General features: G+C 34.0%; 24 protein-coding genes. 15 read left to right on the top strand and 9 right to left on the bottom strand.

Annotated features, from left to right (window positions below; translation table 11 throughout):
* Positions 1 to 6: 6 nt before the first annotated feature.
* The 3 genes from CL818_RS08025 (at position 7) to CL818_RS13585 (ending at position 3465) form a co-directional block, all read left to right on the top strand.
* Positions 7 to 1260 carry an aspartate kinase gene (locus CL818_RS08025; RefSeq protein ID WP_272972985.1) on the top strand — a complete coding sequence of 418 codons (1254 nt, stop codon included), beginning with the start codon at positions 7 to 9 and terminating at the stop codon, positions 1258 to 1260.
* Positions 1261 to 1296: 36 nt separating this feature from the next.
* Positions 1297 to 3114, top strand: a complete 1818-nt coding sequence (locus tag CL818_RS08030) for a GNAT family N-acyltransferase (protein WP_272972984.1) — start codon at positions 1297 to 1299, stop codon at positions 3112 to 3114.
* Positions 3115 to 3249: 135 nt separating this feature from the next.
* Complete coding sequence (locus tag CL818_RS13585; RefSeq protein ID WP_502692228.1) at positions 3250 to 3465, top strand: Fjoh_0651 family PID-CTERM protein; 216 nt, start codon at positions 3250 to 3252, stop codon at positions 3463 to 3465.
* On the opposite strand, the gene CL818_RS08040 is transcribed toward CL818_RS13585, so the two are convergent.
* Entirely contained in the window at positions 3439 to 4035 is a 597-nt protein-coding gene (locus CL818_RS08040) for a riboflavin synthase (RefSeq protein ID WP_272972982.1), read from the bottom strand. The two genes, CL818_RS13585 and CL818_RS08040, sit on opposite strands and share 27 nt — an antisense overlap.
* 48 nt (positions 4036 to 4083) lie before the next feature.
* Between CL818_RS08040 and pdxA the strand changes: the two genes are divergently transcribed.
* The 10 genes from pdxA (at position 4084) to CL818_RS08090 (ending at position 12016) form a co-directional block, all read left to right on the top strand.
* Complete coding sequence (pdxA, locus tag CL818_RS08045) at positions 4084 to 5139, top strand: 4-hydroxythreonine-4-phosphate dehydrogenase PdxA (RefSeq protein WP_272972981.1); 1056 nt, start codon at positions 4084 to 4086, stop codon at positions 5137 to 5139.
* A gap of 109 nt (positions 5140 to 5248) precedes the next feature.
* Entirely contained in the window at positions 5249 to 5776 is a 528-nt protein-coding gene (locus CL818_RS08050) for a YceD family protein (RefSeq protein ID WP_272972980.1), read from the top strand.
* 9 nt (positions 5777 to 5785) lie between these two features.
* Entirely contained in the window at positions 5786 to 5983 is a 198-nt protein-coding gene (gene rpmF, locus CL818_RS08055; protein ID WP_013186235.1) for a 50S ribosomal protein L32, read from the top strand.
* Positions 5984 to 6150: 167 nt separating this feature from the next.
* Complete coding sequence (locus CL818_RS08060) at positions 6151 to 7146, top strand: beta-ketoacyl-ACP synthase III (RefSeq protein WP_272972979.1); 996 nt, start codon at positions 6151 to 6153, stop codon at positions 7144 to 7146.
* A 34-nt stretch (positions 7147 to 7180) separates the two neighbouring features.
* Positions 7181 to 7678: an acetyl-CoA carboxylase biotin carboxyl carrier protein gene (accB, locus tag CL818_RS08065; protein WP_272972978.1), complete on the top strand. Its 498-nt coding sequence runs from the start codon at positions 7181 to 7183 to the stop codon at positions 7676 to 7678.
* Between the two features lie 60 nt (positions 7679 to 7738).
* Positions 7739 to 9082: an acetyl-CoA carboxylase biotin carboxylase subunit gene (gene accC, locus CL818_RS08070; RefSeq protein WP_041241086.1), complete on the top strand. Its 1344-nt coding sequence runs from the start codon at positions 7739 to 7741 to the stop codon at positions 9080 to 9082.
* A gap of 123 nt (positions 9083 to 9205) precedes the next feature.
* Positions 9206 to 10336, top strand: coding sequence for an NAD(P)/FAD-dependent oxidoreductase (locus CL818_RS08075; RefSeq protein ID WP_272972977.1), 1131 nt, complete (start codon positions 9206 to 9208; stop codon positions 10334 to 10336).
* Positions 10333 to 11031 carry a monofunctional biosynthetic peptidoglycan transglycosylase gene (mtgA, locus tag CL818_RS08080; RefSeq protein WP_272972976.1) on the top strand — a complete coding sequence of 233 codons (699 nt, stop codon included), beginning with the start codon at positions 10333 to 10335 and terminating at the stop codon, positions 11029 to 11031. The genes CL818_RS08075 and mtgA overlap by 4 nt, the downstream gene beginning before the upstream one ends.
* A 42-nt stretch (positions 11032 to 11073) precedes the next feature.
* Entirely contained in the window at positions 11074 to 11565 is a 492-nt protein-coding gene (locus tag CL818_RS08085) for a very short patch repair endonuclease (RefSeq protein WP_272972975.1), read from the top strand.
* Positions 11549 to 12016: a hypothetical protein gene (locus tag CL818_RS08090; protein WP_013186242.1), complete on the top strand. Its 468-nt coding sequence runs from the start codon at positions 11549 to 11551 to the stop codon at positions 12014 to 12016. Before CL818_RS08085 ends, CL818_RS08090 begins: the two co-directional genes overlap by 17 nt.
* Here the strand turns inward: CL818_RS08090 and CL818_RS08095 are convergent.
* The 8 genes from CL818_RS08095 to CL818_RS08130 form a co-directional block, all read right to left on the bottom strand.
* Positions 12013 to 12927, bottom strand: a complete 915-nt coding sequence (locus CL818_RS08095; RefSeq protein WP_272972974.1) for an ABC transporter ATP-binding protein — start codon at positions 12925 to 12927, stop codon at positions 12013 to 12015. The genes CL818_RS08090 and CL818_RS08095 overlap by 4 nt on opposite strands.
* 63 nt (positions 12928 to 12990) lie before the next feature.
* A complete protein-coding gene (locus CL818_RS08100) occupies positions 12991 to 15150 on the bottom strand; it encodes a prolyl oligopeptidase family serine peptidase (RefSeq protein ID WP_272972973.1) in 2160 nt (719 codons plus the stop codon).
* A gap of 86 nt (positions 15151 to 15236) precedes the next feature.
* Positions 15237 to 15611 (bottom strand): DoxX family membrane protein, encoded by a 375-nt coding sequence (locus CL818_RS08105; RefSeq protein WP_272972972.1) that lies wholly within the window; start codon positions 15609 to 15611, stop codon positions 15237 to 15239.
* Between the two features lie 98 nt (positions 15612 to 15709).
* Positions 15710 to 16108: a DoxX family membrane protein gene (locus CL818_RS08110; protein WP_272972971.1), complete on the bottom strand. Its 399-nt coding sequence runs from the start codon at positions 16106 to 16108 to the stop codon at positions 15710 to 15712.
* Between the two features lie 40 nt (positions 16109 to 16148).
* Positions 16149 to 17168, bottom strand: a complete 1020-nt coding sequence (locus tag CL818_RS08115; protein ID WP_272972970.1) for an aspartate-semialdehyde dehydrogenase — start codon at positions 17166 to 17168, stop codon at positions 16149 to 16151.
* Between the two features lie 189 nt (positions 17169 to 17357).
* The gene (gene mscL / locus CL818_RS08120; RefSeq protein WP_013186248.1) at positions 17358 to 17780 is read right to left on the bottom strand and encodes a large conductance mechanosensitive channel protein MscL; all 423 of its coding nucleotides are present in this window, start codon (positions 17778 to 17780) and stop codon (positions 17358 to 17360) included.
* A gap of 79 nt (positions 17781 to 17859) precedes the next feature.
* On the bottom strand, positions 17860 to 18966 hold the full coding sequence (gene alr, locus CL818_RS08125; RefSeq protein ID WP_272972969.1) for an alanine racemase: 1107 nt from the start codon (positions 18964 to 18966) through the stop codon (positions 17860 to 17862).
* A 5-nt stretch (positions 18967 to 18971) separates the two neighbouring features.
* A complete protein-coding gene (locus tag CL818_RS08130) occupies positions 18972 to 19619 on the bottom strand; it encodes a thymidine kinase (protein ID WP_272972968.1) in 648 nt (215 codons plus the stop codon).
* Positions 19620 to 19694: 75 nt separating this feature from the next.
* Here CL818_RS08130 and CL818_RS08135 point away from each other — a divergent pair, with 75 nt between their 5' ends.
* Entirely contained in the window at positions 19695 to 20504 is an 810-nt protein-coding gene (locus tag CL818_RS08135) for a DUF8457 domain-containing protein (RefSeq protein ID WP_272972967.1), read from the top strand.
* 21 nt (positions 20505 to 20525) lie between these two features.
* Positions 20526 to 20879 carry a DoxX family protein gene (locus CL818_RS08140; RefSeq protein WP_013186252.1) on the top strand — a complete coding sequence of 118 codons (354 nt, stop codon included), beginning with the start codon at positions 20526 to 20528 and terminating at the stop codon, positions 20877 to 20879.

A 20879-nucleotide genomic window follows, 5' to 3' on the forward strand; every position in this document is an offset into this window, starting at 1 on the left:
TAAAAAATGAACATATTTAAATTTGGAGGTGCATCTGTTAAAGATGCCGAAGGCGTAAAAAATGTTGTTGAAGTTTTAAAAGTTACAGGTCATAAACAGAAAGTTGTAGTTGTTTCTGCTATGGGAAAAACCACCAATGCTTTAGAGCGTGTTATTTCTTGTTATTTTAATAAGGAATCACAGCTTTCTCAGGAAATTAATGACCTGGAAATGTATCATCAAGTTATATTAGACGAGTTATTTTCAAACAGAAGTCATGAGGTTTACTTAAAAGTAAGTGCCTTTTTCTCTGATTTAAAACGATTCTTAAAGCATAACAAATCACCAAAATATGATTTTGTTTATGATCAAGTTGTTGGTTATGGTGAGCTAATATCAACCACTATTATATCTAATTACCTACAAGATATAGGATTAGAAAACCAATGGCTAGATGTTAGGTCTTGTATACAAACAGACAGCACCTATAGGGACGCTAAGGTAAATTGGGAAACATCTCAGGAAGCTATACAAGCACAAGTAAACAAATCTTCTCTTACGATAACACAAGGATTTATAGGTGCAGATGATAACAACTACACAACAACACTGGGCAGAGAAGGTTCCGATTATACTGCAGGAATTTTCGCGTATTGTTTAAATGCTGAAAGTGTTACAATTTGGAAAGATGTTCAAGGTGTCTTAAATGGAGATCCTAGAGAGTTTGAAAATACTACATTATTAGAGCAAATCTCATATGAAGAAGCAATTGAATTGGCTTTTTATGGTGCCTCTGTAATACACCCAAAAACATTACAACCATTACAACGAAAGGAAATTCCATTATACGTAAAGTCTTTTTTAAACCCTACAACACAAGGCACAGCTGTTAGCAAAGGACAAACTTTAGTTCCACACACACCTTGCTTTATAGTAAAGAAAAATCAAGTATTAATTTCTTTATCATCATTAGATTTTAGTTTTATTGTTGAAGATAACATTAGTGAGATATTTAGCTTGTTTCATAAATATCAAATGAAGGTAGATTTAATTCAAAATTCTGCTATTAGTTTTTCAGTATGTGTAGATAACAAGTTTAGACAATTAAACAACCTTATAAATCATTTAAAAGCAAAGTTTAAGGTAACGTTTACAGAAGGTGTTTCACTATATACCATAAGACATTTTGACGATGTTGCAGTTAAACGCATAGAAGGGCAGTTTGATGTTTTACTAAAACAAGTTGCGACGGAAACTGTACAGCTCGTTGTAAAGGCTTAATAATTTGTAATTTTGTATTAACTAACACACTTTAATATGCCTATAGTCTCTGCTAATGAAATTGCTAAAGTGCTTAAACTAGACAAGCTTGGTTTGTTAGGTAATACTATAGGAAGTGTTTTATTAAAAGCCACTAAGCTTTCTAAGATTAATGCCATTTATGAGACCAGAAAGGATCTTAATGGTGTTCAGTTTATAGATTCTATTTTAAAAACCTTAGAAGTTGAATTTGATATTCCTGAAGAAGACCTTAAAAGAATTCCAAAAACTGGTGCTTTTATAACGGTTTCAAACCATCCTTTAGGAGGTATAGATGGTTTAATTTTAATGAAGCTTTTACTTGCAAAGCGAGAAGATTATAGGATTATTGCAAACTTTCTTTTGCATAGGCTTGAGCCTGTAAAACCTTACATAATGCCTGTAAATCCTTTTGAGGATCATAAAGAGGCAAAGTCTAGCGTTGGCGGCTTAAAGGAAGCTTTATCTCATTTAAGAGATGGAAAGCCGTTGGGTATGTTTCCTGCCGGAGAGGTTTCAACCTATAAAGAAGATAGCGTAATTGCAGATAAACCTTGGGAACCTAGTGCTATGAAATTAGTTCAAAAAGCTAATGTTCCTATTATTCCTATTTATTTTAAAGCGAAAAATAGTGCACTTTTTTATAGATTATCTAAATTAAGTCCTACACTAAGAACTGCAAAGCTACCTGGTGAGATGTTGTCTCAAAAGCATCGAAAAATTCAAGTAAGGATTGGCCATCCTATTTCAGCAAAAGACCAACTAGAATATAAAACTCTTGAAGATTTTACAGCTTACATTAGAAAAAGGACTTATTTGTTGGACAATTCATTTGACAAGAAAAATATTCTAGATCAGATTCCTAAACAAATTAAGAGAACTAAAGCTCCTAAGAAAATTGTTGGAGAGACTCCAGATGACTTAATGCAAAAAGAGGTAGAGTTTTGCAGAGCAAATGATAAGCGTTTACTAGAAAGCAAAAACTACGAAGTATTTCTTGCAAAAAAAGAGATAATCCCAAACATTGTACAAGAAATAGGCAGACTGCGTGAAATAACTTTTAGAGCCATAGGCGAAGGCACTAACAAATCTATTGACACAGATAAATATGATGAGTATTATCACCATTTATTTTTATGGGATAATGACGCTCAAAAAGTTGCTGGTGCTTATAGAATGGGGCTTGGAAAAGAAATTTTCAGGGATTACGGTATTGAAGGTTTTTATATGAACGAGCTGTTTAGGTTTGAACCAGAAATAACCACACTTATAAGTGAGTCTATCGAAATGGGTCGAGCATTTATTATTGCAGAATATCAATTAAAACCAATGCCTTTATTTTTACTTTGGAAAGGTATAGTACATACCACTTTACGTTTTCCTGAGCATAATTATCTAATTGGTGGCGTTAGCATAAGCAATAATTTCTCAAACTTTAGTAAAAGTTTAATGATTGAGTTTATGAAGTCTCATTATTACGACCCTTATTTTGCACAGTTTGTACGGCCAAAAAAGGAATTCAAGGTAAAGCTTAAAGATGCAGATAAAGACTTTGTATTTGATGCTAGTGAAGCAGACCTAAACAAGTTTGACAAAATTATAGATGAAATTGAACCTGGAAACAATCGACTACCTGTACTTTTAAAAAAATACATAAAACAAAATGCAAGACTGCTATCGTTTAATGTAGATCCTTTATTTAATAATTCTGTTGATGGACTAATGTATATTAAAATTGCAGACCTTCCTGAAAGTACTGTTAAACCTGTCTTGGAGGAATTTCAAGCAGAGATGGAAAAAAAATATGCTATTTATAAAGCAGAAGAAAACAAGTAATTACTTACTAAATTAATTCTCTGTTTTTGAAACATATAAATAAAAAACAATAATTTAATCTAGTGTTTTTTAAGATACTTCATTAAATTGTATATTTTAGTTGCGAATTTTTATCGCTTACAGCAAGTATTGTTTATGAGTCCCCAAACTATTAAAACATTATTAAGCTTAACCACACTGCTTTGCTCTGCCATAGCGGCAAGACCTAATGATGGACCACCGCCACCTAATTCTTTAACACCTTTTCCAGGTGTACCTGTACCAATTGACACTAACATTGGCATAGCATTAGCATTGGGCGTATTAGCTGGTATTTATTTTATCTTAAGACAAAGACGTATTTCCAAGTAATCGTTTTACATATTTACCAATTACATCAAACTCTAAGTTTACAACATCTCCTTTTTGTAATTGTTTAAACGTTGTGTGCTCATAGGTATAGGGAATAATAGCAACACTAAATGTATTTATCTCAGAATCCACAACTGTAAGGCTTACTCCATTAATAGTTATAGATCCTTTCTCTATAGTCACATTGTTTAGTGCTGGATCATATTTAAATCTGTACTCCCAACTCCCATCTTTCTCTTGAGCTAAAATACATTCAGCTACTTGATCAACATGTCCTTGCACAATATGTCCATCCAGGCGAGCTCCTAACTTCATTCCGCGTTCAAGGTTAACCAAATCATTAACCTTTAATGACCCTAAATTAGACTTGTTAAGGGTTTCCTGTATTGCTGTAACACTATAAGTATTGTCAGTAACAGCAACTACAGTTAAACAAACGCCATTATGAGCAACACTTTGATCAATTTTTAATTCTGAAGACATATGTGCTTCAATAGAAATATGAAGATTATCTCCTTCTTTAGTCAAATCTTTAACTCTACCTAATTCCTCTACTATTCCTGTAAACATTCAGTATTTATTTAGTTACCTTTATCTTTGCAAAAATAGTTATAATTAATGACCCAAAAACAACAGTTGAAAATAGGAATAAGTATAGGAGACCTAAATGGCATAGGAGCAGAAGTTGTGCTTAAAACTTTTGAAGATGAGCGTATATTAGAATTTTGCACGCCTGTTATTTTTGCAAACTCAAAAGTGCTTTCATTTATAAAGAAACACTTAAATATAGATCTTCAATTTCAAGGTATTTCAGACCTTAATAAGATTATAGATGGTAAAGTAAACGTTTATAATGTTTGGAAAGAAAATGTAAATATCAACTTCGGGACGCCAGACACTAAAGTAGGAAGCTATGCTTTAAAATCTTTGGAAGCTGCAACAGAAGCTTTAAAAAATAAGCAAGTAGATATATTGGTAACAGCACCAATTAACAAAAACACTATACAATCTGAAGCATTTAATTTTCCTGGTCACACAGACTACCTTGCCAAAGAATTACAAGGAGATAGTTTAATGTTTATGGTTTCAGACTCTTTGAGAGTTGGTTTACTTACAGACCACGTAGCCGTAAAAGATGTTGCTTCTACAATTACGCCACAATTAATAGAAAAGAAGGTTAATAGCATATATCATTCATTAGAAGAAGATTTTAGGATCAGGCAACCAAAAATCGCTGTATTAGGCATTAACCCACATAGTGGCGATAATGGTGTAATAGGTAAAGAAGACGAAGAAGTATTAAAACCTACCCTAAAAAATATAAACAACAACGGTAAATTAGTTTATGGTCCATATTCTGCAGATAGTTTTTTTGGCTCACAGAATTATAAAAATTTCGATGCAGTAATCGCAGCATATCATGACCAAGGTCTAATCCCGTTTAAAACTTTGTCTTTTGGTAATGGCGTAAACTACACTGCAGGACTATCAAGAGTAAGAACCTCTCCAGATCACGGTACCGCGTTCGAAATAGCCGGAAAAGGAGAAGCAGACGAAACCTCATTTAAGCAGGCTGTTTTTACAGGAATGCAAATTTTTAAAAACAGAAAAGAGTATAAAGAGCTCACTAAAAACCCTTTAAAAAAACAGCCAAGAAGGAAAGAGAGAAAATAAAATGAACTTACATGTTCATTTTGAATGAAATAAAGTTTTTTAATTCCGTAAAATTACTATCTTTGCACCCGCCTTTTCACAAGGCTAGTGTAAGAGAATAGATGTAGAGATGAAGCAGTTAAAAGAATTTACGATCCCTTTTGTGGGATTGAAAGTAGGAAAACATCAGTTTAATTATACTATAGGACAATCGTTTTTTGACGTTTTTGAGTACGACGAGTTTAATGACGCTAATGTTAATGTGACCTTAGATTTTGAAAAAAAACCAACTATGTTTGAGTTGCTTTTTCATATTTCTGGTACTGTTAATGTTAATGGAGACTTAACTAATGAGCCGTATGACCAGCCTATAGAAAATGAATTAAAGCTGGTTGTAAAATTTGGCCCAGAGTTTAATGACGAAAATGAAGAGCTTCTTATTTTACCTCACGGTGAATATGAAATAAATGTACAGCAATATATCTATGAAGCCATAGTTTTAGCTGTACCATTAAAGCGAATTCATCCAGGCATTGAAGACGGTACTTTAAAGACAGTTGTTTTAAAGAAGCTAGAAGAACTTAGTCCTAAACAAAAAGAGAACGAAGAGGTTGATCCTCGTTGGAATAAATTAAAAGAATTACTAAAAGATAAATAACCCATAGCCATGGCACATCCTAAAAGAAAAATCTCGAAAACTAGAAGAGATAAGAGAAGAACTCATTATAAGGCTAAAGCTCCAACTTTGGCAAAAGATCCTGTAACAGGTGAAACTCACTTGTTTCACAGAGCACACTGGCATGAAGGTAAATTATATTACCGTGGTCAAGTTCTTATAGACAATACTACAGAGGTAGAAGCATAAGCTTCTTACACTCATTTATATTAAAAACTCCCCTTTGGGAGTTTTTGTTTTTTATGCACGAATTATAAAAAACTTCTATTTTTTGAGTCATTACGGGAAATTTTAGTAATTTTCCAACCATTTTTTAGCGTGATAGCCAAATTTTGGCTCTTACTAAAAAGAACTATATGAGCAACATCACAGCAGCAATCACAGCTGTAGGAGGCTATGTCCCAGAATACGTGTTAAGCAACAAGGTCTTAGAGACTATGGTTGATACAAATGATGAATGGATTACCACTAGAACTGGTATAAAAGAACGTCGTTTGTTAAAGGAAGAAGGAAAAGGCACGTCATATTTAGGTATAAAAGCCGCAGAAGATCTAATTCAAAAAATAGATCTAGACCCAACAACAATAGACTTAGTTATTTTTGCAACAGCAACACCAGATATGCCAGTAGCATCTTCTGGAGCATATTTAGCTTCTCAAATAGGAGCTAAAAATGCCTTTTCTTATGATCTGCAAGCAGCTTGCTCTAGCTTTCTATACGGTATGTCAACAGCTGCCAGTTATATACAAAGTGGTCGCTACAAAAAAGTACTATTAGTAGGCGCAGATAAAATGTCTTCTATCATAGACTATACAGACAGAGCAACTTGCATAATTTTTGGAGACGGCGGTGGCGCAGTTTTGTTCGAGCCAAATGAAGATGGTTTAGGACTACAAGATGAAATTTTAAGAAGTGACGGTATTGGTCGTGAATTTTTAAAAATAGATGCAGGCGGATCCATATTGCCAGCTAGCGAAGAAACTGTGGCTAACAAACAACATTTTGTACAGCAAGATGGCAAAACAGTATTTAAATTTGCTGTGTCAAACATGGCAGATGTAAGTGCAAGCATTATGGAGCGCAACAACCTAACAAATGAGGATGTAAGCTGGTTAGTAGCACACCAAGCCAATAAAAGGATTATAGATGCTACTGCTAGAAGAATGAACCTAGACGAGTCTAAGGTTCTTATGAACATACAACGCTATGGTAATACAACTTCAGCCACATTACCATTATTATTACACGATTACGAAAAAAAATTAAAGCGAGGTGACAACCTCATTTTCGCCTCTTTTGGAGGTGGCTTTACTTGGGGTTCAATTTACCTTAAGTGGGCATATAATTCCTAACAAAACTAAATAAACACCTAAACAACGTATCATTATGGAGTTAAAGGACATTCAGAATTTAATAAAATTCGTAGCCAAATCTGGCGCAAGCGAGGTAAAGCTCGAAATGGAAGATGTAAAAATCACCATTAAAACTGGTTCAGACGAAAAAGAAACTATCGTACAGCACATGCAAATGCCTGCACAAATGCCACAACAGATGGCTGCTGCATCTGCACCAGCACCAGCACAACCTGTAGCGCAAGCCGCAGCTGCTGCACCAGCTGATTCTAATAATGGAGATGACTCTAAGTATATTACTGTAAAGTCTCCAATTATTGGTACTTTTTATCGCAAACCATCTCCGGATAAAGATCTTTTCTGTGAAGTAGGAGACTCTATCAAAGAAGGTGATGTACTTTGTATTATTGAAGCAATGAAGCTTTTCAATGAAATAGAAAGTGAAGTGTCAGGAAAAATCGTGAAAGTATTAGTAGACGATTCTTCTCCTGTAGAGTTTGATCAACCATTATTCTTGGTAGATCCTTCTTAATCACCTTTTGTTTTAATCTGAGTTGGTATGATTATATCAACTTCAAATGCTGAAACAGTTATGTTCAAAAAAATTCTAATTGCCAATAGAGGCGAGATTGCATTACGTATTATACGTACTTGTAAAGAAATGGGTATAAGCACTGTTGCTGTTTATTCTACTGCAGATGCAGAAAGTTTGCACGTTAAGTTTGCAGACGAAGCTGTTTGTATAGGACCAGCACCAAGTAACTTATCCTATTTAAAAATTCCAAATATTATTGCTGCCGCAGAAATAACAAATGCAGATGCTATTCATCCTGGATATGGTTTCTTGGCAGAAAATTCGAAGTTTTCTAAAATATGTGAAGAGCACGATATTAAGTTTATTGGTGCTTCTCCAGATATGATTGATAAAATGGGAGACAAAGCTTCTGCAAGAGCTACAATGCAAGCTGCAGGTGTGCCTTGTATTCCTGGATCAGATGGCCTTTTAAAAGATTTTGCAGAATGTAAGAAAGTTGCAAAAGACATGGGTTATCCAGTTATGCTTAAAGCTACTGCCGGTGGTGGTGGTAAAGGTATGCGTGCCGTATGGAAACCTGAAGACCTTGAAGATGCTTGGGATAGCGCAAGACAAGAAGCAGGCGCTGCCTTTGGTAACGATGGTATGTATATGGAAAAGCTTATTGAAGAGCCTAGACATATTGAAATACAAGTTGTTGGAGACAGTACAGGTAAAGCTTGTCACTTATCAGAAAGAGATTGTTCTGTACAACGCCGTCATCAAAAACTTACAGAAGAAACTCCTTCTCCATTTATGACAACTGCCCTTCGTAAAAAGATGGGTGAAGCTGCTGTAAAAGCTGCTGAGTATATTAAATATGAAGGTGCAGGTACTGTAGAGTTTTTAGTGGATAAGCATCGTAACTTCTACTTCATGGAGATGAATACCCGTATTCAAGTAGAGCACCCTATTACAGAACAAGTTATTGATTTTGATTTAATTAGGGAGCAAATCTTAGTTGCTGCTGGTGTGCCAATTTCTGGTAAAAACTATACTCCTAAACTACACTCGATAGAGTGTCGTATAAATGCAGAAGATCCTTATAATGGATTTAGACCTTCTCCTGGCCGTATTGAGATACTTCACGCTCCAGGCGGACATGGAGTTCGCTTAGACACTCATGTTTATGCAGGTTATAGTATTCCTCCAAACTACGATTCTATGGTGGCAAAACTTATTACAACGGCTCAAACAAGAGAAGAAGCTATTAATAAGATGAAGCGTGCTTTAGATGAGTTTGTAATCGAAGGCGTAAAAACAACTATTCCTTTTCATAGACAACTTATGGATCATCCAGATTATATAGCTGGAAATTATACTACTAAGTTTATGGAAGACTTTAAAATGAAAGAAGAATAAAACGTTAACTAACTAACCAATGTTTTAAGGCCTCGATATCGAGGTCTTTTTTTTGCTTTATATTAAACGTAAAATTATTAGATATTTTAGTGGATTTATGGAACAATAAGTATCTTACAATATATGGAAATACTTAATTCAAAAAGCTATTGGGATAGGCAAACCTGGTTTACAACCAACGATTTTATTATAATTGGAAGTGGTATTGTTGGTATAAATACTGCATTAACACTTCGTGAAAAATTTCCAAAAGCAACTATTACTATATTAGAACGCGGCCCTTGGCCACAAGGTGCCAGCACCAAAAATGCTGGCTTTGCTTGTTTAGGTAGCATCTCTGAATTACTGAAAGATTTTAAAACACACTCTTCTGAAGATATTTTTAAACTAGTTGAACAGCGTTTTTTAGGGTTAGAAAGACTTCGTAACATAGTGGGAGATGATCACTTAGAATACAAACAGCTTGGCGGCTATGAAGTTTTTCTTGAAAAACACAAGTCGCTTTTAGAAAAAAGCCTAGATCATCTCAATGAGATAAATGACTTACTATACTCATTGTATAAAGCACCTCTGTTTTCTGTTACTGAAAACACATTTGGATTTTCTGGAATAAATTCAAAGCTTATAGTAAATGCTTTTGAAGGCCAACTTAATACTGGTAAAATGATGCAGGCGCTTATCAAGAAAGCACAAGATGCCAATATTACTATTTTAAATAATTGTAATGTTAATGAATATGTGGAACAACCCACTAATGTGCTTTTACAAACTAATTTAGGTGACTTTAAAACAAAAACATTGCTAATTGCCACTAACGGGTTTTCTGAGCAACTTAACATCTCTAATGTAAAACCTGGAAGAGCTCAAGTATTAATCACTAAGCCAATTAAGAACTTAAATATAAAAGGCACATTTCATATAGATGAGGGCTATTTTTACTTTAGAAATGTGGGTAACCGGTTATTATTTGGAGGTGGAAGAAACCTAGCACTAAAAGAAGAAGAGACCACTAATTTTGGAGAAACAGAATTAATACAAAGTACATTAGACACATATTTAAAAAAACACATATTACCAAAAACTCCTTACGAAATAGACATGCGATGGAGCGGAATATTAGGTGTAGGAAATCAAAAAAAGCCTATTTTAAAAAAAGTATCTAAAAATGTTTACTGCGGTGTCCGTTTAGGTGGTATGGGTGTTGCTATAGGAAGTCTTGTAGGTAAAGATTTAGCAAATTTAGCAACAGAATGATAAAACGTATTTTTAAATTTTTTGGAAAAATTCTACTTTGGTTTTTTGCAATGAGTATTATATGGGTTGCCCTACTCAAATTCATACCTGTTTATATTACACCTTTAATGGTTATCAGGTATTTTGAAAATAATGAACAAAATAAATGGACTCATAAGTGGGTGCCGTTAAAAGATATATCTAAAAACCTTCAGCTTGCGGTTATTTGTTCAGAAGATCAAAAGTTTGTGTATCATAATGGATTTGATACCGAAGCAATTGAAAAGGCATATGAAGCTAACCAAAAAGGAAAAAAACTACGCGGTGCAAGCACCATTTCTCAGCAAACAGCTAAAAATGTCTTTTTATGGCCACAACGAAGTTGGACGAGAAAAGGACTCGAGGTTTATTTCACGTTTTTAATTGAGCTTATTTGGGATAAAGAACGCATTCTAGAGGTGTACTTAAATAGTATTGAAATGGGAGATTCTGTTTACGGAGCTTCTGCAGCAGGTACGTATTGGTTTGGAAAATCTGCTGCTACATTAAGTATAGATGAAGCAGCTGCAATTGCTGCAATTTTACCTAACCCAAGGCGCTATAGAGCCAACCCTGCATCACCATATGTAAAAAGACAAAAAGCCTGGATAAGACAACAAATGTATTATTATGGCCCGTTGATTTTAACTAAAACCAGTACTGAAACTAAAAAATAAATCTGGTTTAATTTTTGAAGTAATTGCTATAAAAAAGCTGTAATGTCTTTACATATAAATAGCAAATCTGTGAACACCTCTATGCGAGGAAATAAAAGCAAGCATACCAAACCAGAATTACTTTTAAGAAAAGCATTATGGGCATCAGGACTAAGAGGTTATAGATTACATTTTAAAAAATTAGCAGGTTCTCCAGATATTGTTTTTTCAACCAAAAAAATCGCCATATTTGTAAATGTTTGTTTTTGGCACAGGTGCCCTAAGTGCAACCTAAATCTTCCCAAAACTAACACTGAGTTTTGGAAAGATAAGTTTGATGCTAATATTAAACGAGACCAGAATAATTACGTAACATTAATAAGATCTAATTGGACCGTTCTCACTATTTGGGAGTGTGACATCAAGAAAAATTTAAAAGAGCAAGTACTTAAAATTGAATCTTTAATAAAAGATGTAAATGCTTACTCTATTACCACTAACGAACCACTGCAATTAGCTGCAGAAGACCTTTTAACCTATGGCTATAACATCTGAATTTAAAATTAAATTACTTTCCCATTGTGAATCTTTAGTATCTACCAAACTAGAAAAGATTAAACATGCAATAGCAGATATTGTAGAATCTTTAGAGTCTGAAACAAAGAGTACTGCTGGAGACAAACACGAGACAGATAGAGCCATGATGGATATTGAGCGTGAACAACTTGGAGCTCGTTTAGATGTTGCAGAACAACAATATCAAATTCTTAAAAATATTAGACAACGTGATATTAAACCTTCTAAAAACATTCATATAGGAAGTTTAGTAAAAACCACTAAAGCTATATACTACATTGCTGTTTCTGTGGGTGCTATTACCTTAGACAACGAAACAGTTTATGTCATTTCAAAAGAATCTCCTATTGGTATGCTTCTTATGAATAAGACTGAGAAAGACACTTTTGAGTTTAATGGTGAAACCATGACTATTAAGAGTGTTTACTAACGATCATTAAAATTTATAAGTATTTCTGTATGTATTGGTAGTGCAGTATTGTGTTTTAAAAGCAAATTATCATTATTAAATACAGCTTCAATTAACCAAAAATCACCTTTAAAATAAGATTGCTTTACAGTTGCCTTATGTTTTCCTAATTCTTCAACCGTAATTTGATAAGGGTAATAAACTTGTTGTTTGTATTTAAATACATCATCAAAAAAAGAGCAAACATATAAATCTTGGGATGTTTTGTAAATAGTCTCAGGCGTGTCTTGTGCAACAAATTTACCGTCTTTCATTACCAAGATTCTATCAGAAAATGATAATGCCTCTTCACTTACGTGTGTTGCTGTAATACAAGAGATTTGTTTGTCTTTTAAATACTTATACAACCGCCTACGCAGCTTATTTTTTCTAAAGTTATCAATATGGCTAAACGGTTCGTCTAACAAAAGTAGTTCTGGTTCTTTAGCTAGAGCTCTTGCTAGTGCAACACGTTGCTGTTGACCTCCACTTAATGTTTTAACTTTTTTAGTTTTAAATGAAGTCATTTCTACAACTTCTAAAAGTTCTGCAATACGTTCTTTTCTAAGAGACATATCTAAACGGGACAAGTGCTTACCAATGTTATCCTCTACAGTTGTATAAGGCATCAAATTAAAGTCTTGTGATACATATTTTATAAAAGGTTCTCCAGGTACAAGATTAAAATCTGGACCTAGCAGCTTCTTATTATTCCAATAAATCTCTCCTGCTTTAAGTTGAAGCGTTCCATACACAAGTTCCAGCAATGTACTTTTACCACATCCACTTTCTCCTAAAATAGAAATATGTTCACCTTTAATAAGCTTAAAGTTTATAGCTTTTAAAACAGGTGTTTTAGCATATTTAAAGGCTTGTATATTTACGTTTAGCATAATGCAAAAATAAACCTGTTAGAGAGTAATCTAACAGGTTATAATTTATATTTAGGAATTATCTTAGTCTTTAAATTGTTTCTTTACCGGCAACTCATCATAACCCATATTGTAAAGCGTAAAACCAAAAATATCTGCGTACTGCTCTATAGTTTTACTTACTGGTGTTCCTGCACCATGGCCAGCATTAGTTTCAATTCTAATTAATGTAGGAGCATTTCCAGCTTGTTTATCTTGCAACTCTGCAGCATACTTAAAACTATGCGCTGGTACTACGCGATCATCATGATCTCCAGTAGTTACCATTGTAGCAGGATAAGAAACACCTTCTTTTACATTGTGTACTGGCGAGTATCCTTTTAGGTATTGAAACATTTCATTGGAATCTTCTGCCGTTCCATAATCATATGCCCAACCTGCGCCTGCTGTAAAGGTATGATAGCGTAACATATCCATCACGCCTACTGCAGGTAATGCTACTTGCATTAAATCTGGTTGTTGTGTCATTGTGGCTCCGACTAATAATCCACCATTTGAACCGCCTCTAATTGCCAAATATTCTTTTGATGTGTAGTTCTTCTCAATTAAATATTCTGCCGCAGCTATAAAGTCATTAAATACATTTTGCTTTTGTAGTTTAGTACCAGCATCATGCCAAGCTTTACCATATTCTCCACCACCGCGCAAATTAGGAACTGCATAAATACCACCTTGCTCCATCCACACAGCGTTTGCTATACTAAAACTTGGTGTTAAACTTATATTGAAACCTCCATAACCATATAATATCGTAGGGTTCTTACCATTAAGCTCTGTCCCTTTTTTATAGGTTATAATCATTGGTATTTTTGTACCATCTTTAGAGTTAAAGAACACCTGTTCACTCTTATAATGGTCTGGATTAAAATCTATTTCTGGTTTTACATATAGCTCTGAAGTCCCATCTTCAATATCATACTTATATATGCTGCCTGGTGTTACATAATTTGTAAAAGAGAAATACAGTTCTTTATCTTCTTTTTTAGCACCAAAGCCACCAACTGTTCCAACTCCTGGAAGTTTAACTTCACGTATTAATTTACCATCATAATCATATTGTTTTACTTCGCTTACAGCATCTACCATATATTCTGCAAAGAAGTAGCCACCAGCTTTACTAGGACTAAGCACATGTTCTGTTTCTGGAATGAAATCTACCCAATTTTCTGGTGATGGGTTTTCAGCATCAACAGTCACAATTTTTTTATTAGGTGCATTTAGGTTTGTTACAATATATAGTTTACTGCCTTCATTTTCTATAACGTATGAATCTGTTTCGTAGCCAGAAATTATAGTTTTAAAATCTGAATTTGGCTTGGTAAGATCTTTTATTCTTAAATCGTTTCCTGAGGTTGATACACTTCCTGAAACAATTAAATACTTACCATCTTCTGTTACACTGCCACCAACATATCTTCTTTTTTCTTCTTGTGTTCCTCCAAAAATAAGTTTATCCTCTTTTTGAGAGGTTCCTAGCTTGTGATAATATAGTTTATGCTGGTCTGTTTTTGCAGACAACTCACTGCCTTTAGGTTTGTCATAACTTGAATAATAAAATCCTTCATTCACGTTCCATGACACACCACTAAATTTAATATCCTGTAAAGTATCTTCAACACGTTCCAAGGTTTCTGCATCTACAACAATTACTTTTCTCCAATCACTACCGCCTTCAGAAATTGAATAAGCTGCTTTACTTCCATCTTTAGAAAAGTTTAATCCTCCTAATGATGTTGTACCGTCTTCACTAAACTTATTTGGATCCAGGAATACTTTAGCATTTTCAGGGCTTTCGGTAGATTTATACCTATAAATCACACTTTGGTTTTGCAACCCATTGTTTTTAAAATAGTAGGTATACTCACCTTCTTTAAAGGGTGATCCCAACTTTTCATAATTCCACAGTTCGGTTAATCTGTTTTTAAGATCTTCTCTAAAAGGAATTTTGTCTAAATATCCAAATGTAGCTTGGTTTTGAGCTTTCACCCAATCTTCGGTTTCTTTACTGCGATCATCTTCTAACCAGCGATATGGGTCTTTCACCTCATTACCAAAATATACATCTACGGTATCTACTTTCTTTGTTTCGGGGTATGTCACTGCTATGGTTCTATCGGTTTTAGTCTCTGTTTTACAGCTAAATATTGTTGCTGCAGTTATTGTTACAAGGATGAGTTGTTTCATTAGTGTGAGTTTAATTCAGCATAAAAATACAAATTAAAAAAAGCCTCTTAATTTTGATTAAGAGGCTTTTAACACATATATACTATTTATGCAAATAGTGGTCTAAACTTAGACCAATGTTTATATATAAGTATTCCATTTAAAATAGCAACAATTAATGCGCCTCCTATTCCTGGTAAATCAAGAAAAAGGTGGAATAACAATATGTTTACAGAGATTGGCGCTAGAAGAACCAATGCAAAAGGTGTCCATTTATTAATTAATAATAAGATCCCAATAAAAATTTCGATTGCACCTACTACTGGCAATACATAACCTGTTGCTGCAAGCTCTGTCATAAACTCTGCTGCGTTTGGAGGCAACTCTGGCATTGGCAAAAGCTTTAAAAATTTATTAAGCCCAAAAACAAGTAACATTAGTGCTAATAGGTAGCGTACAATTTTAGTAAAGGTTGAATTCATAAATTATTAATTTGGTGGTTAGTTCTTTTAAAGATATAAAAAAATCCTCAAGCTTTATGCCTGAGGATTAACCTCTTAATTATTTATGAATTTACTTACTAAGTAAGTATAGATTTATATGCATCCCTATGTTTGTACATTAAATAGGCATTTACAATAGCTACTAAAATTGCTGGACCAATATTAGGAAGGTTTAAAAACGCATGAAACAGCACTATGTTAATAGATATTGGCACTAACATAGCTAACGCCAAAGGCACCCATTTTTTTGTAACAAGCATTACTCCTATAACAACCTCAGACAAGCCTACTAAATGCATTAAGTATCCTTTTCCTGTAGCTTGCTCACCAGCATATCGCAATGCTTTAAATAAATGATCTGCTTCTGGGTAACCTGTAAAATCGAAATCTGGCATAAACCAGAAAAATTTATTTAGACCGAACATTAAAAGCATTAAGCCTAGGCCAATTCTAAGAATAAGGTTTACCCATTTCATTTTTAAGTATTTAAAGTTAGTTACGGAAACTTAGTCCTAACTACACTTCATAACTTACAGTACTGGTGTTTTTAATAAGGTTGTTTTTTAGTAAATATTCAGCAATCTGCACAGCATTTGTAGCTGCTCCTTTTCTTAAATTATCACTAACAATCCAACAATTTAATGTGTTTGGTTGAGAGTGATCTCTTCGTATTCTTCCTACAAATACATCATCTTTACCTTGTGCATAAATAGGCATTGGGTATGTGTTTACGTCTGGATTATCTTGTACTTTAACACCTTCTGTATTTGAAAGAATAGCTCTTACTTCATTTAAATCAAAATCAGAATTAAACTCTAGGTTTACAGACTCACTATGACCACCTACAACTGGTATTCTTACTGCTGTTGCAGTTAGCGCAATACTTTTGTCTGATAGAATTTTTTGAGGTTCACGAGTAAGTTTTAGTTCCTCTTTAGTATACCCGTTTTCTTCAAACACATCACAATGTGGTATAGCATTCTTATGAATTGGGTAAGGGTAAGCCATTTCACCTTTTTCACCAGCAAGCTCATTTCTTAACTGTTCAACAGCTTTAACACCTGTTCCTGTTATTGATTGATAGGTAGAAACTACACACCTTTTAATACCGTATTTATCATGTAACGGCTTTAAAACCATGACTAATTGTATTGTACTACAATTAGGGTTGGCTATAATCTTATCTTCTGTAGTTAACTCATTTGCATTAATTTCTGGCACGACAAGCTTAACACCTTCATGCATTCTCCACGCAGAAGAGTTATCTATAACCGTAGTACCAACATCTGCAAATTTTGGTGCAAACTCTAATGAAGTGCTTCCTCCTGCCGAAAATATAGCGATATCTGGACGCTGTTTTATTGCATCTTCCATACTTATAACCTCGTAAGGTTGATTGTTATAAATAACCTTTTTTCCTATAGATTTCTTTGAAGCTACAGGCAGTAGCTCTGAAATTGGAAATTTACGTTCTTCTAAGACTTTAATCATAACACGGCCTACCATTCCGGTAGCGCCTACAACAGCAACTTTCATCGTTTTAATTTTAAGTTGATTTATACATATTGTAAAATTAAGGAATAGATGGTTATGTAGGTACTCTAAATATGATATTATATGCGTGTATATTTTATTCAAAAAAAGACCCCGAATCTTTTTCGCAAAAGTTCGGGGTTTAATAAAACTAAATGTGCAGTGTAGCGGTGACGCTGCGTATTTTTAATATTATTTCTTTCTTAATTCGTCACGAATTTCGATAAGTAATTCTTCTTGAGAAGGTCCTTTTGGTGCTGCAGGTGCTGCTTCTTCTTTCTTCTTTGTTTTCTCGTAACCTTTAAGTAACATATAAATTACAAATCCTATAATTACAAAGTCTATAATTGCTTGTACAAAATTACCCCAAGTCATTATTGCTGCTCCAGCTTCTTTAGCTGCTGCAATAGTTTCATAGGTCCCACTGCCGTCTAATACCAAGAATAAATCGTTTACATTTCTACCTCCTAGAAGTAGGCCTATAACTGGCATTATAACGTCTGCTACTAAAGAGCCAACAATTTTGCTAAAAGCGCCTCCAACAATTACTGCTGTTGCTAAAGCTACAATATCACCCTTCATTAAGAATGATTTAAAATCAGAAAAAAATCCCATAGTTTTGGTTTTAAGTTATTTGGTTAAATATATTTCTTATTAAATAAATTATAAAAGCATTATCAACTTTTGATAGACCTTATCGACAAAAGGTTCTTTTTACTCGTTGAGATACAGATGTGAGTATTTCGTAGGAAATTGTCTGTGCTCCTTTAGCAAATTCTGATGCATTTTGATAAGCCCCAAATATTATTACCTCATCACCTTCCTGGCACTCAATACCGGTAACATCTACCATAGTCATATCCATACATACATTTCCTAATATTGGTGCTTTTTTACCATTAACTATAAAGCAACCTTTGCCCTTACCATATTGTCTTCCTATACCATCTGCATGTCCTAAAGGAATTGTTGCAGACACAGTAGTTCTATCTGCAATAAATCCACGATTATACCCAACAGAACTGCCTTTAGGAATGTTATGTAATTGAGATATTACAGATTTTAATGTTGCAATAGGTTTAAGAGCAAGGTCTTCTATTGAAGAATTTCCGTATCCGTAAAGTCCTATACCAGAACGCACCATATCAAAATGAGCTTCAGGGTAATTTAAAATCCCCGATGTATTGCTTTGGTGCCTCAAAGGCATATATCCAAATTCAGTTTTAAAGTTTTCAGTAAATGAAACAAATGAGGAAATTTGATTGTGTGTAAAGTCTGTTAGGTTGTGATCTTCACTCGCCACAAGATGAGACATAAGTGAGGTCACTTTTACTGCAGTAGTGTTTTTAAGCAATGAATACATTTCTGGCACATCTTTTTCATTAAACCCTAACCTGTTTAAACCAGAGTTAAATTTTAAATGAATAGGATATTCTTTTTGCTTGAGTGTTTGTGCAGTAGCTATAAATTCTCTAAGCGTTTTTAAACTATAAATACTTGGTTCTAAGCACCGCTCAATTAATTCTTTAAATGCATTAGCTAATGGATGCAATACCAAAATAGGTGTCGTGATATTTTCATCTCTTAATCGTACACCTTCACTAATATATGCCACCGCAAAATAATCTGCACCCAATGTCTGCAACTCTTTAGCAACCATTACAGAATCACTACCGTAGCCAAAGGCTTTTACAACAGCCATTAATTTTACAGAAGTATTTACTTTACTTTTTAGGTAGTTGTAATTGTGCCCTAAAGCACTAAGATTTATCTCTAGGACTGTTTCTTGGGCCTTAGGCATTTTGGTTATAAATTATTTGGTGTTTTTTTAGCCTCTAATTCTTGAGCTTCTTTTACTGGCATGGTTTTTAATTTCTCTCGTAACCTTGCCTTAAAATATGCTGCTCTACTTAAAGGTTCATATTCTTCTGTTTCGCCCAACATAACAAGTTTGTCATTTTCAGACTTTCTAAAACTATATTGCGCTAAATTTCCTGTACGTGTACAAACCGCATGTACTTTAGTAACATACTCTGCTGTAGCCATAAGATTAGGCATAGGTCCAAAAGGATTGCCTTTAAAATCCATATCTAGACCAGCAACAATTACTCTAATACCTTTGTTGGCTAGATCATTACAGACCGCCACAATCTCATCATCAAAAAATTGAGCTTCATCTATTCCAACCACGTCACAACCATCTGCCAACAATCTTATATTTGCGGCAGCAGGTACTGGAGTGGAACGTATTTCGTTAGCGTCATGAGAGACTACCATGTCTTCATCATAGCGTACATCAATAGCTGGTTTAAAAATTTCAACCTTTTGTCTAGCAAATTTTGCGCGTTTTAGCCTACGGATAAGCTCTTCGGTTTTACCGGAGAACATAGATCCGCAAATGACTTCTATCCAGCCAAATTGCTCTTTGTGATTTACCGTGTTTTCAAGAAACATTTTGTAATTTTCAATTCTGAAAGTGCCACAAATTTAACCAAAATCAATTGGCTCTACCTTGAAATCTCATAAATTATGAAGAAAGCGCTTAAAGCCGAATTAACAAGTCTTGCTCATCAAATTTTACAATTGAAATCTACAGAAGATATCAAGACGTTAAAAGAGATGGCTGCAAAACTCCATGATAAGCTTACAATTTTAGAATTTACAGAACGTCATTTTGATGGCCCACAACCTACAATTGGCAGAAAAGATATTGTACAAGCAATTGAGAATGCAGATAACGATTATGAAATTACACCTTCTGAAGATGTTATTGTTCCATTAAAAGACAACACAACTTCTAAAATTGAAGAAGTAAGAGAAGAGGCACAACCAGATTTAGATATTATAAAGGCTACCGAAAAAGAAATTAAACCAAACACGTTGTCCCAAGAAGAAGTAGAGTATCAAAAAAGACAGCAGCAACTAGAAGCCTTAGAAGCTAAAAATAGGCTTATGAAAAATGATATGGTAGATATTGGTGGCGTTAGCTATGATGATTTACCAGAATTTGAACCTATAGGAACACCAGAAAAGCCAAGTACACCAAAAAAAGAGACTGCGAAAGCCACTCAGGACACAAAAAAATCTAAATCCTTAAATGATCGCCTTAATACAGGAATTGCTATTGGTTTAAATGATCGCTTAGCATTTATTAAGCATTTATTTAATGGAAGTGCTGGTGACTATAATAGAGTATTGTCTCAACTAAACACTATAGAAAGTAATGAGAATGCTCAACATTTTTTAGAAACTGTTGTTAAGCCAGATTATAAGAATTGGGAAGGCAAAGAGCTTTATGAAAATAGGTTTAAAGAAATTGTCGAAAAGAAATTTAACTAACCGACTTAAATAAGATAGATTATGAGAATTCAAAAAATTATTTACTGGGTAGCTACAGCTCTATTATGTGCATTAATGCTTTATTCTGCTTCTTTTTATTTTTTAGAAACAGACACAGTAAAAGGCCTTTTTGAAAGCTATAACTATCCTACATATATTGTTATCCCTTTAGCCATTGCAAAAGTACTTGGTGTTGTAATGATTTTATGGAGACGTAATGCTTGGTTAACATCTTGGGCTTACGCGGGCTTTTTCTTTGATATTGTGTTAGCATTTTTTGCTCATCAACAAGCTGGTGAAGACACAACTACAACGTTAATTGCCCTTATCTTTTTATTAATATCTTTTTTCTTTGGAAAAACTGTTAGAGCTTAA

The organism is Croceibacter sp., from assembly GCF_002716225.1.
GTDB lineage: Bacteria > Bacteroidota > Bacteroidia > Flavobacteriales > Flavobacteriaceae > Croceibacter > Croceibacter atlanticus.